At 54.7% G+C, this 12085-nt stretch carries 14 protein-coding genes; 7 read left to right on the top strand and 7 right to left on the bottom strand.

What is annotated here, in order from left to right:
- Positions 1–19: 19 nt before the first annotated feature.
- Positions 20–919, bottom strand: a complete 900-nt coding sequence (locus WBC85_RS04930) for a DMT family transporter (RefSeq protein ID WP_424433562.1) — start codon at positions 917–919, stop codon at positions 20–22.
- Complete coding sequence (locus WBC85_RS04925) at positions 916–1335, bottom strand: PaaI family thioesterase (protein ID WP_424433561.1); 420 nt, start codon at positions 1333–1335, stop codon at positions 916–918. Before WBC85_RS04925 ends, WBC85_RS04930 begins: the two co-directional genes overlap by 4 nt.
- On the opposite strand from WBC85_RS04925, the gene WBC85_RS04920 reads away from it, so the two are divergent.
- The 5 genes from WBC85_RS04920 to gluQRS all read left to right on the top strand — a co-directional run bounded on the left by WBC85_RS04920 (position 1334) and on the right by gluQRS (position 6658).
- The gene (locus WBC85_RS04920; protein ID WP_424433560.1) at positions 1334–2182 is read left to right on the top strand and encodes an enoyl-CoA hydratase; all 849 of its coding nucleotides are present in this window, start codon (positions 1334–1336) and stop codon (positions 2180–2182) included. The genes WBC85_RS04925 and WBC85_RS04920 overlap by 2 nt on opposite strands.
- A 287-nt stretch (positions 2183–2469) precedes the next feature.
- On the top strand, positions 2470–3792 hold the full coding sequence (locus tag WBC85_RS04915; protein ID WP_424433559.1) for a cytochrome-c peroxidase: 1323 nt from the start codon (positions 2470–2472) through the stop codon (positions 3790–3792).
- 39 nt (positions 3793–3831) lie between these two features.
- Entirely contained in the window at positions 3832–5175 is a 1344-nt protein-coding gene (gene trmFO, locus WBC85_RS04910) for a methylenetetrahydrofolate--tRNA-(uracil(54)-C(5))-methyltransferase (FADH(2)-oxidizing) TrmFO (RefSeq protein ID WP_424433558.1), read from the top strand.
- A gap of 32 nt (positions 5176–5207) precedes the next feature.
- Complete coding sequence (locus WBC85_RS04905; RefSeq protein ID WP_424433557.1) at positions 5208–5822, top strand: class I SAM-dependent DNA methyltransferase; 615 nt, start codon at positions 5208–5210, stop codon at positions 5820–5822.
- Entirely contained in the window at positions 5819–6658 is an 840-nt protein-coding gene (gene gluQRS / locus WBC85_RS04900; protein ID WP_424433556.1) for a tRNA glutamyl-Q(34) synthetase GluQRS, read from the top strand. The genes WBC85_RS04905 and gluQRS overlap by 4 nt, the downstream gene beginning before the upstream one ends.
- Positions 6659–6763: 105 nt before the next feature.
- Here gluQRS and WBC85_RS04895 read toward each other — a convergent pair whose 3' ends face one another.
- Positions 6764–7225 (bottom strand): type II toxin-antitoxin system RatA family toxin, encoded by a 462-nt coding sequence (locus tag WBC85_RS04895; protein WP_424433555.1) that lies wholly within the window; start codon positions 7223–7225, stop codon positions 6764–6766.
- A gap of 71 nt (positions 7226–7296) precedes the next feature.
- Here WBC85_RS04895 and hpt point away from each other — a divergent pair, with 71 nt between their 5' ends.
- Positions 7297–7845 (top strand): hypoxanthine phosphoribosyltransferase, encoded by a 549-nt coding sequence (gene hpt, locus WBC85_RS04890; RefSeq protein ID WP_424433554.1) that lies wholly within the window; start codon positions 7297–7299, stop codon positions 7843–7845.
- Positions 7846–8148: 303 nt separating this feature from the next.
- Here hpt and WBC85_RS04885 read toward each other — a convergent pair whose 3' ends face one another.
- Positions 8149–8559 carry a SufE family protein gene (locus tag WBC85_RS04885; RefSeq protein ID WP_424433553.1) on the bottom strand — a complete coding sequence of 137 codons (411 nt, stop codon included), beginning with the start codon at positions 8557–8559 and terminating at the stop codon, positions 8149–8151.
- A 126-nt stretch (positions 8560–8685) separates the two neighbouring features.
- Here WBC85_RS04885 and WBC85_RS04880 point away from each other — a divergent pair, with 126 nt between their 5' ends.
- Positions 8686–9195 (top strand): hypothetical protein, encoded by a 510-nt coding sequence (locus WBC85_RS04880; RefSeq protein ID WP_424433552.1) that lies wholly within the window; start codon positions 8686–8688, stop codon positions 9193–9195.
- 12 nt (positions 9196–9207) lie between these two features.
- Here WBC85_RS04880 and rnd read toward each other — a convergent pair whose 3' ends face one another.
- The 3 genes from rnd to purM all read right to left on the bottom strand — a co-directional run bounded on the left by rnd (position 9208) and on the right by purM (position 12079).
- Entirely contained in the window at positions 9208–10365 is a 1158-nt protein-coding gene (gene rnd, locus WBC85_RS04875; protein WP_424433551.1) for a ribonuclease D, read from the bottom strand.
- A 68-nt stretch (positions 10366–10433) separates the two neighbouring features.
- Complete coding sequence (gene purN, locus WBC85_RS04870) at positions 10434–11030, bottom strand: phosphoribosylglycinamide formyltransferase (RefSeq protein WP_424433550.1); 597 nt, start codon at positions 11028–11030, stop codon at positions 10434–10436.
- Positions 11027–12079, bottom strand: a complete 1053-nt coding sequence (gene purM / locus WBC85_RS04865; RefSeq protein WP_424433598.1) for a phosphoribosylformylglycinamidine cyclo-ligase — start codon at positions 12077–12079, stop codon at positions 11027–11029. Before purM ends, purN begins: the two co-directional genes overlap by 4 nt.
- Positions 12080–12085: the final 6 nt, after the last annotated feature.

Genomic DNA, 12085 nt, shown 5'->3' with positions numbered 1-12085 from the left:
CATCATGGGCCGCCGCTTTTTACGTGCGCTTGCGTTCACGCCAGATAATCAAGACCCCTGCCCCGACAATCAATAAAACACCGGGAAACAGCGTGTCCAATGGTGCCTCTCCGAAAAACAGCCAACCGAACAGACCCGCTGTCAGAATGCCGAAATACCAAAACGGCGCAAGCACCGACGGGCTGTCCATGCGAAAGGCGATCATCATCAGCAAAACGCCGGTTCCGCCAATTGTGCTCATGAGCAAAATCAGCAAGCCATCTGCGATGCTGTGAATTGGTGAAAACTCTGTTGTAAAGGTTGCTAAAGCGATTGCGCCAAGGGCTGATCCAAACGAAGAATACAAATATAACAATGCATTAGAAGTATTTGGTCCAAACTTTCGCACACTAACCATGGCAAAGCCATAACATGCTGCTGCACCTATCGGAAGCAGTGCTGTCAGGCTAAAGGCGTCTGATCCAGGGCGTAAAATCCAGACAACGCCCGCAAAGCCGATTATCAGCGCCACGATACGCCAGATGCCGACCTTTTCGCCCAAATAGACCACAGACAGGATGACAACGAAAAAGGCGTTTGTTTGCCCCAAGGTCGCGACCGTCGCCAATTCCATCTGAGCCAAAGCGGAATAGAAAAAGAGCTGGGCAAAGGCTACGATAACGCCGCGACCGATCGCCAGTTTCCACTTTTCGATCTTCATTGAGCTTGCTTTGAAGCGCAATTCTCCCGTCCAGATTAACAAGGCCAATGACGGCAGTATGCCCAAGACGTTTCGATAGGCCGAAAGTTCTTGCGCCGAGTAGCTCGCGGACAAGACGCGCACCAAAATTGACATCACATCAAAGCATAAAATAGTCAGGATCAGTAACCCGATTGCTTTGAAACTTAGCTCCGTCAATTGCCCGACTGGCGCGCTCATCTTGGCGGAATTGCGTATGTGAGCGAGGCGCGCGCGACAGGGGCTTGCATGCCTTCAGAATGTATCAACACATCTCCTACTGCCAATAGCTTGCCCAGCTTGAGCAAACGCGCCTGCGCGATCAAATCCACGCCAGCCTTTGGCTTTCGCATGAAATCAATAGAACAATTCGTTGTCACGGCAAGGGTCACAGGGCCGATCATCGCCATTGTAGCAAGATATATTGATACATCAGCCAGCGAAAACATGGTTGGCCCGCTAATTGTACCCCCCGGGCGCAAGTGGCGTTCGGCCACGGGCAAGCGCACTGTGACTTGCATGGGTTCCACATGTTCAACGATGTAGTCTTCTGCGACCTGCGGAAATTCCTTAACCATAATTGCATTTAGTGCCGCTGCGTCCAACATCAGGTCCATGGCTTTCCTCCCGCTAGGTCAAGCGCTAGCATTCGCCCATGCGAGCACGGAGAGCAAGATGACAATTCTAGAACGTCGCGGCACAGGGCCTGTCGCCCATTTGCATATGAATGCACCCGAGCGGTTGAATGCGCTCTCCGATGAAATGCTTGCTGCGTTGCAATCGCAGTTTGATGAGTTGCGCGAAACCTCCTCGGTGCGCGCAATTGTCTTGTCTGGGGCAGGCAAAGCCTTTTGCGCAGGGCATGATTTGAAGCAAATGACAGCGGGGCGTCAAAACGCGGATGGCGGCAAGGCCTATTTCAAAGACCTTTTTGATCGCTGCGCCCATATGATGCAAAGCATCCGCGCCCTGCCCCAACCTGTCATCGCGCAGGTCCATGGCATCGCGACCGCCGCAGGGTGCCAGCTCGTCGCCAGTTGCGATCTGGCAATTGCGGCAGAGGGCACGCGCTTTGGCGTGAACGGGGTTAACATCGGGTTGTTTTGCTCGACGCCCATGGTTGCCCTCAGCCGAAACATACCGCGCAAGCAGGCCTTTGAGATGCTTTCAACGGGTGAGTTTATCAGCGCCGAGCGCGCGGCAGAGCTTGGCCTGATAAATCGGGTGGTTTCGAGTGACGCGCTAGAGAGCGACACCCAAACCATGGCCGAAACCATCGCATCAAAACTTGGCGCAGCAGTCAAGATCGGCAAATCCGCCTTTTATGAGCAAATGAATATGAACCTTGCTGATGCCTATGAATTCACGGGCAATGTTATGGTCGAAAACATGCTGTATCGCGACACAGAGGAAGGCATCGCCGCCTTTTTGGATAAGCGCCCACCAAATTGGACACAAGATTAGTATTAAGACAATGCGCCGGATATCGGATTAACTGTTCCCATTATCGCGACAGTCAGCCCCGGAATGTGACGCCCCACGCTTATGAGCCGATGACGCAATTGGTATCTTACCTGCCCGTTTCGGCAAGTTTTATTAAGGTTAACGCACGAATTCGGCGCAGCGTTTCCAAATTGGCGTAACACCGTTTCGCAAACATCCCTATGTGCGGTGCCTTATCCCTTCCAGAGTGTTCACATCCGCGTGAGTATTGCAGCGCGAACCGATTTGCTGAACCAAAGGTGTGCACCATGCGTCATTTTCTTATGACAATCTTTCTTACTTCTACCGCAGGAACAGTTTTCGCATCTGACCTGCCCAATCCGGTGCTCCCTTCCGATTTTCCGGCCCTGAACGCCGAAACTGTCGCGCTTGGTCGTCAGCTTTTTTATGATCCCGTTTTGTCTGGCAATGACAACATTGCCTGCGCCACCTGTCACCACCCTGCCCTTGGCACGGGCGATGCGATGTCCTTGTCCATTGGCGAGGGCGGCCTTGGTCTTGGCCGGATGCGCGAAGTGGTCAATGGCAACGCCCCCAAGGCGCGCATTCCACGCAATGCCCCTGCGCTTTTCAACCTTGGTGCGCGCGAATTTTCAACCATGTTCCACGATGGCCGCGTGCAGCTTAGCCGCGATGCCATGTACGGAATCGCAATGCCCGAAGGACGCACGCTAGAACGCCCGCTGGCAAGCGCCCTTGCTGCGCAGAACATTTTACCCATTCTCAGCCACGATGAAATGGCCGGCCACCCTGGTGAAAACCCGATTGCCGATGCAATTGAGGCCGACGAAATCCACGGTCCGAACGGTGCATGGCAGCAGATCACCAACAAGGTTGAAGCCATCGAAGAATACCGCATGGCCTTTGACTGGATCATCGGCAAGGACACGCCGCTGCACATCACTGACATCGGCAATGCCCTGTCGCAGTTCATCACCTATGAATTTCGTGCGACCGACAGCCCGTTCGATCAGTATCTTTCGGGCAAAGAAGACGCGCTTAACCCCGAACAAATGGCGGGTATGGAGCTGTTCTATGGTGAGGCAAACTGCGCCTCTTGCCATTCTGGCAAGTTCCAGACGGATCACGGTTTCCATGCCATCGGCCTACCCCAGTTCGGCCCTGGCAAAGATGACGCATACGCTGATGCGGGTCGCGGCCTGATTACTGGCAAGGACGACGACAAATACCGCTTCCGCACGCCGTCACTGCGCAATGTAACCCTAAGCGGCCCCTACGGTCACAACGGTGCCTATTCTGACCTTGAAGCGATGGTACGCCATCACCTCGACCCGTTTGAAGGCCTTGGTAATTATGATCGCCGTCAGGCCGCGTTGCATGCGCTTGGCGAGGACACCCATGACTGGGATCCGATGGAGGATCTTGCCGAAGTCCTGCGCATCGCCATGGCGGCAGAGATTGCGCCGGTTGATCTAAATGAAACCGAAATCTCCCAATTGATGTCCTTTCTTCGCGCGCTGGAAGACCCTGTCAGTCGCAATGGTCGCCTAGGCGTTCCGGATCGCGTTCCCTCGGACCTTCCTCTCGATCCAATAGCGGACCCGAGTTAAAAGTTTGCTAATTGCCGCGCGCTGACCTAAATGCGCGGCATGGATAAAATTCTACATATCATCGGCGGCGGGCTCGCTGGATCGGAAGCAGCTTGGCAGGCCGCCAACATGGGCGTGCAGGTCGTTATTCACGAAATGCGCCCCAAGGTCGAAACCTTTGCCCATAAAACCGGTGACTTGGCCGAAATGGTCTGTTCCAACTCGTTCCGCTCGGACGATCATGAGCAGAACGCCGTTGGCCTGCTACACTGGGAAATGCGCCAAGCTGGCGGATTGATTATGGAAATGGCTGGCAAGCACCGGCTTCCTGCGGGCGGCGCGCTGGCAGTTGATCGCGATGCCTTTGCGGCAGGCGTCACAGAGAAAATCAAATCCCACCCTCTTATTTCCGTTGATTATGAGGAAGTTACAGAACTTCCCTCAAGTGGAAACTGGATCATTGCGACAGGGCCGTTGACCTCTTCCGCTTTGGGCGAAGCTATTGCTGGCGAAACGGGCCAAAACGCACTTGCTTTCTTCGACGCAATTGCACCGATTATCTATGCGGATAGCATCGACATGAGCAAAGCATGGATGCAATCGCGGTACGATAAGGGCGAAACCGAGGAAGAGCGCACAGCCTATCTCAATTGCCCGATGGATAAAGAGCAATATGAAGCCTTTATCGATGCCTTGTTAAGCGCCGATAAAGCCGAGTTCCATGAGGGCGAAACCGCCAAGTATTTCGACGGTTGCCTCCCGATCGAGGTCATGGCCGAACGCGGCCGCGAAACACTGCGCTTTGGCCCGATGAAGCCGGTTGGTTTGACCAATCCGCACCAACCGGATGTCAAAGCCTACGCCGTAGTGCAACTGCGCCGCGACAATGCTCTGGGCACGCTTTACAATATTGTCGGCTTTCAAACCAAGATGAAGTACGGCGCGCAAACCGATGTTTTCAAAACAATTCCCGGACTTGAAAATGCAAGCTTTGCGCGCCTTGGCGGTATCCATCGCAATACTTTCCTGAACTCACCGACGCTGTTGGACTGTCAAATGCGCTTGAAATCCAAGCCGCACATCCGTTTTGCGGGGCAAATCACCGGCGTTGAAGGCTACGTTGAAAGCGCGTCTATGGGTCTCCTTGCTGGGCGTCTGGCTGCGGCGGAAATTAACGGCTTGGCGTTACCCGATTTGCCCCAAGATACAGCCACAGGCGCACTCGTGCATCACATCACTGGCGGCGCAGAGGCGAAGACATTCCAGCCAATGAACGTCAATTTCGGCCTGTTTCGCCCCGTTGACGGGCTCAAAGGTGGCCGGCGCGGGCGCACGGATCGCTACAAGGCCTACACGGATCGCGCCAAGGCGGCTTGGACGTCATGGCTTGCGGCGCAAGGCTAGACAGGCAGACACCGCGCCGCTAGCGTAAAAAGATGACAGAGACATTTTTAGACAAGGCCTACGACACAACGGGTATTGAGGCGACGCGCGATCTTTATACCAGTTGGGCTGCAAGCTATGAGGCTGAGGTCAGTCAGAACGGTTATGCCACGCCGCGCCGCTGCGCGGAGGCGCTAAGCGCCTTTACGACAGATTTCGCCGCGCCAATCCTTGATTTCGGCTGCGGCACAGGCCTGTCCGGCCTTGCCCTTTCTCTTGCCGGGTTCAGGACGATCGACGGAATGGACCTAACCCAGGACATGCTGGATCGCGCGGCACAAAAGCAGCTTTATCGCAGCCTTAGCCTTTCGGACCCAACCGCCCCCTTTCCTGTTCGCTCAGGGGCCTACGCAGCGATTTCGGCGATTGGTGTCATCGGCTCTGGTGCCGCCCCTATAGACGTTTTCGACATGCTTCTTGGCGTGCTGGATCCATCGGGCAAATTCGTGCTGTCCTTTAACGATCATACGCTCGAAGACCCTGCATTCGAAACGCGCCTTTATGATAGTGTTGCAAATGGAACCGCGCGGCTACTAGGTGAAAGTTATGGCGATCATTTGCCCGGAATTAACATGAAGTCCAAAGTATACGTGCTTGAAAAGACGTGATTTACGCGACAAGATTTGCTCCAAGCCCGACGGGTCCGCTGCACTTGGGTCATGCCTATTCCGCGATCCTCGCTCATGACAGCGCGCGCGCAGCTGGCGGGCGCTTTCATCTGCGTTTGGACGACATTGACCAAAGTCGTGCACGGCCCGCATGGGCACAGCAAATCAAGGACGACCTGCAATGGCTCGGCTTAACATGGGATGGTCCAGTCTGGTCCCAATTTGCGCGCCACTCTCACTATAATATGGCACTCGAGCAGCTTTGGAGCATGGGGCTGCTTTACCCTTGCTTGTGCAGTCGCGCAGATATCAAGGCAGCAGCAAATGCACCCCAAGAAGGTGCGCCAATGATCGGACCAGACGGGCTGATCTATCCGGGAACATGCCGCACAATACCCAAAGGCGAAATGCCGAAGACCTCTGTGCTAAGGTTAAACATTAAAAAAGCAATTCAAAGCCTTGATATTAAATCAGTATGTTTCTCTGATCGTGAAAAAATCCTGCATAGGTCAGCGGCGGAAATGATCGCCCAGATCGGTGACGTGGTCCTTTCACGCAAAAACATGGCGGCGTCTTATCACCTGTCCATCGTCGTCGATGACGCAGACCAGAGGATCACGCATATCATTCGCGGCGAAGATTTGCGCGAGGCAACTTTTATTCATGTCTTGCTGCAACGTCTGCTTGGCTATGCAACACCCGAATATACGCACCACAAGTTGATCCGCGACGAGCAAGGCAAACGCCTCGCCAAACGCGATGATGCCCGCGCATTGTCTACCTATCGGCTGGCAGGTCACACACCTGTGGATATCCGCCAGATGATCGGCCTGTGACCAAAATCTTCTCTGGTCCTAAAATACCTCGGGGAGTCTTGGCGCGCCAAGACGGGGCAGCGCCCCAATCCGCCGCGCTAGCGGCTCATACCGCGTGCGCAGCACTCAACTGGATCGAGCTTCACCATACAGCGCCTCAGCGCGGCTTTCAAAAGCACGCACAATCCGCTGCATGGCCTCATTGAAAACAAGGCCGATTATGCCTTGCAAAACCGCGTTCTTAAACTCGAAATCTACGAAGAACGACACATCACACCCGCCCTTTGCATTATCTGTGAAACCCCAGTTGGACTTCATAAATTTGAAAGGCCCATCCAGATACTCCGTGTCGATTTTCTTTTCGTGCTCGTACAACACCACACGACTTCCGAACTTCTCGCGAAACACTTTGAATGAAATTACCAGATCCGCCAACATAACCTCGCTGGTGCCCTCAGCCGCGCGCGAGCGAATCCGAGCGGCAGCGCACCAAGGCAGAAATTCGGGGTATGCAGCCACATCCGCAACCAGCGCGTACATTTGATCCGCCGTATAAGGCATGTGACGAAGTTCAGAATGGGTTGGCATAACTGTGCATTTCCCGTTATCTCGGTTTGGCTGCATGTCCTACGCATGCGCAAAGAAATCAAGGGGAAGCCATGCCACAGCGTCCATATGTCATCGACCAGATGATCTCTGCCAAATCTATTGCGGCTCGTATTGAAGAGCTTAGCGATGAAATCGAAAAAGAGTTCAAAGGTACGGACAAGCTGGTCGTCGTCGGGCTACTGCGCGGATCTTTCGTCTTTATCGCAGATATCGTGCGCGAATTGGATCTGCCGGTCGAGGTGGATTTCCTTGAAGCCTCTTCTTATGGCGACGGCATGAAGAGCAGTCGGGAAGTACGTATTCTCAAAGACTTACGCGGCGCAATTGAAGGGCGTGATGTTCTTGTCGTTGAGGACATTGTCGATACGGGTCACACACTTAACCACGTTACCAATCTGCTGAAATCACGCGAGCCGGCGAAGCTGAAGAGCATTGCATTGCTGGACAAGCCTTCACGGCGTGAAGTGGATTTCAGTGCTGATTGGATCGGGTTTGAAATTCCAGATGAATTTGTGGTCGGATATGGAATTGATTTTGCTCAGCGCAATCGCAACTTGCCGTTTATTGGCAAGGTCCGCTTTACCGACGGGCCTGAGTAAAGCGCGGTGCTGAACCCGCGTCATTTTCTACGCATGGCGCGTTGGGCGCGCCGCCCGCCCTCTGAAAAGCGGGTTAAACTGGTCATATTGGTCATTTTGATCTGTGGCGGTTTGTTCCTGATCGAGCGTTATGTCGGCTGGCCAGCCGCCCTGACACCCAACAGTTTCAGATTCTGACAGGTTTCCAATCGCAAAAGCGATCGGACCGACGCAGGGCAAGCCCTGCGTTAAAAACGGGGCTCTGCCCCGTCTTGGCATGCCAAGACTCCCCGAGGTATTTTCGGGACCAAAGAAGCCAAAGACCTAAGTCCCTGCCGCCGCTGTTTCGCAAATGCGGGCGATCATCGCGGCAAGGCCATTGGAGCGCTGCGCCGAGAGGTGATCGTTCAGGCCCAGACGTGCAAGTTCGGCTTTGGCATCAATTGCCGCGATTTGTGCGGCGGGCGTGTCGTTGTAGAGCATCCGCAACACGGCAATCAGACCATTTACGATCATCGCATCGCTTTCACCGTCAAAACGGAAGATCCCGTTTTCTATTTTGGGGTGCAGCCAGACCTGGCTGGCGCAGCCATCGACCTTTGTCGCCGGAACTTTCAGGGCAGCGTCCAGAGGTTCCATCGCTTTGCCCTGTTCGATCACATGGCGATACCGTTCTTCCCAGTCTTCCAGAAATTCGAAATCTTCGACGATGGTTTCAAACGCGGCGTTGGCCATGATGTGATCTCCGTTGCTTGACCCCGAGAGGTAGAGAGACGCAAACAAAAGGTCCAGAGTGCCTTGGTGCTTTTCAACGCGCACAGGATGGGATAAATCGAAAGTGAGCAAAGACGAGGCACCAAAATGGCTTTCACACGATCCTTAATGCTATGCAGCGCATTGGCCCTTGCGGGGTGCGGCGGCGGTTTGAGCAATTCCTGGGTCAACCCAGCCAATTGGTTTGGAAATTCGCGTGCCGAAACGCTAGGCGCGAGCGGAACGCAAAACCCGCTGATCCCCAAACCCAGCCTCGGCAAACGCCCCAAGCCTGTTTATCAAGGTCAACCAGTGGATCAGATTGCAGCGCTTCGTATTGAACGACGCCCTGGCGGTGCGATTATTCATGTTGTCGGAGTGACGGATGTAATCGGTTATTACGATGCGCGTCTTGAGCCGGAAAGCCTGGACGGCGCGGTCAATGGCGTGCTCGCCTACACCCTGACAGCGGTTCGACCTGCGCACACAGTGGGCGTCGGCGGCGAAGCGGCGCGCCAAATCAATGTGGCGCGTTTCGTCAGCGATCAGGAACTGGCGGATGTCAGAACGGTCACGGTTAAAGGCGCACGCAACCAGCGCAGCACACGCCGACGTTAACCCCAGCCTATGTTAAAGGCGTACCAGCTTCACGTCATTGCCCTTGGCACCAAGGGCAATTTTGCCTTTGCACAGTAGCAGTGCGTCTTCACCAAACACCTCATAACGCCAGCCTTGCAGCGCGCTCACGTCGCGAATGCCTGCCGCTATCGCATCCAGATCAGAAGTTGGCGCAACAAGCTTTGATGCAACGCCAACCGACGCGGTTTTGGCTTTGAGCAACACACGCAAAAGATCAGCCAGCGCTGGATTAACCTGAAGCTTTTCATTGGTGCGCTTCAAGGATGGCAGATCTGCTTCGGCACAATTTTTACCTGTCTTGATTGCTGTCAAAATACCTTCCGCAATCTCGCCTTTACGCGCATCGCGCAGCAGCAAGCGCGAGCGGCTCAGATCAGCGTGATCCTTGGGCTTTGTCGCTGCCAGTTCAACAAGCGCGTCGTCTTTATAGACCCGGCTACGCGGGACATTTCGGGTCTGCGCATAGTCTTCACGAAACCGGGCCAATTCACGCACAATTGCCAGAAATCGCGGATTGGTGTTGCGCGTTTTCACGCGTTGCCAAGCATCTTCAGGCTGCGTGACATAGGTTTCGGGGCTATTGAGGATCTTCATTTCCTCGGCAACCCAATGGGCGCGGCCTGCATCATTTAGCTTTTTCGACAGGAATTCATAGACCTGGCGAAGATGGGTCACATCGGCCAAAGCGTATGTCTTTTGCGCATCGCTCAGCGGGCGGCGGGACCAATCAGTAAAACGCGAGGACTTGTCGATCTCTTCCTTGGTGATCTTACGCACCAAAGTATCATATCCGACCTGTTCGCCAAAACCGCACACCATCGAAGCCACTTGCGTGTCAAACAACGGAACTGGAATAACCCCTGCATCGACCTGAAAAATCTCGATATCCTGTCGCGCTGCGTGAAAAACTTTCACCACATTCGTGTCACGAAACAAATCATAGAGCGGCTCAAGCGAAATACCTTCAGCAAGCGGATCAACAAGGCATCCGTTGCTATCATCTTTACCCGGCATGGCCAGTTGAACGAGGCAGAGCTTGGAATAATAGGTCCGCTCACGCAAGAATTCTGTATCTACAGTGACATAGGGGTGCTTGCGCGCCTCGGTGCAAAACGCTTCAAGTGCGTCGGTCGTGGTGATCGTGAGCATATAGGATGGGCGCTTTCGAGTGGTGAGTTAAGCGTGAATACGCGATTGATCCCTTGAAATAAAGCGTTTCAAGTGTTGGCTTCGGTTTTGGCGGCCAATGTCCGTGTAAAGCTTTGTAATGCTTCGGGATAAATCCGGTGTTCCTGCACCAAGACACGTGCGGCAAGGGTTTCGGGCGTATCCCCTTCAAGGATCGGAACACGTGCTTGGGCAAGGATCGGTCCGTCATCGAGTTTCGCAGTTGCCACATGCACGGTGCAGCCGGCCTCTCTATCGCCAGCTTCTATTGCGCGGGCGTGGGTGTGAAGGCCTTTGTATTTTGGCAGAAGCGACGGGTGAATGTTCAGCATCCGCCCTTCAAAGCGATTGATGAAATGGGGTGTCAAAACCCGCATGAACCCTGCAAGGCAAATGACATCGGCCTTGGCTGCCTCAAGTTTCGCAATAAGCGCATCCTCAAAAGCGGCGCGATCTTCACCATAGGGTTTGTGATCGACAAAATCGGTTGCAACGCCGCGCTCGGCCGCCTTGGCAAGACCGCCAGCGCCGGATTTGTTCGACAGAACGAGACAAGGCTCGGCCGGGTGATCGGCGTCCATGCTGGCGAGCAGCTTGAGCATGTTGGAGCCGCCGCCGGAAATCAGGATCGCGACGCGAATCTTCAAAGCAGCGAGCCTGTGTAGCGCACCTCGCCGGTGTCGGTGACATGGCCAAGGCGGGCGACTGTCTCGCCGTGCTCTTTGAGCAGCGCAATCAACGCATCGGCGCGCGCGGCGTCAACGGATAACACCATGCCCATGCCGCAGTTGAATGTCTTGAGCATTTCGCTTTGTGCAATATTGCCTGTTTCAGCCATCCATTTGAAAACGGGTGGTAAGTCCCAAGCGTTCAAGTCGATTTCGATGCCACAGCCCTCTGGCAGAACGCGCGGGATGTTCTCGGTCAAGCCGCCGCCTGTGATATGGGCCAGCGCGTGAACGCCCCCTGCCCGCACTGCGGCCAGCGCTTGCGTGACATAAAGCCGGGTTGGCGTCAGCAATGCCGCACCAAGGGTTCCATCGGCAAAGGGGCAATCGTCATCCCAGCCAAGGCCGGATATTTCGACCAGTTTGCGCACCAGTGAGTATCCGTTGGAATGGACCCCGTCAGAACCAAGGCCGAGCAGCACATCGCCAATCTGAACATCGGCAGGCAGTTCGCTACCGCGTTCCATTGCACCAACAGAGAAACCCGCAAGGTCGAAATCGCCATCAGGATACATGCCCGGCATTTCTGCGGTTTCACCGCCGATCAGAGCGCAGTTTGAGCGTACACAGCCCTCGGCAATGCCTTCAATGATGCGCGCCGCTGTTTCTGTTTCCAGATGGCCCGTTGCAAAGTAATCAAGGAAAAACAGCGGCTCGGCGCCTTGGCAGACAAGATCGTTAACGCACATGGCAACTAGGTCGATGCCGACGCCGTCGACAAGGCCCGTGTCAATCGCAATGCGCAATTTGGTACCAACGCCATCGGTCGCCCCCACAAGGATCGGATCGCTGTAGCCTGCACCCTTGAGATCAAACAGCGCACCGAAGCCGCCAAGGCCAGACATGACGCCGGGGCGGTTTGTCCGTTTGGCAGCCGGTTTGATCCGTTCCACCAGCGCGTTGCCCGCGTCAATATCCACACCTGCATCCGCATATGTGATGCCATTCTTGCCGCTATGCTCGCTCATGGAAAT

The sequence above is a fragment of the Planktotalea sp. genome (assembly GCF_049680325.1).
GTDB lineage: Bacteria > Pseudomonadota > Alphaproteobacteria > Rhodobacterales > Rhodobacteraceae > Planktotalea.
The sequence above is the reverse complement of the archived record's forward strand: the minus strand, read 5'-3'. Positions and strand labels throughout refer to the sequence as shown.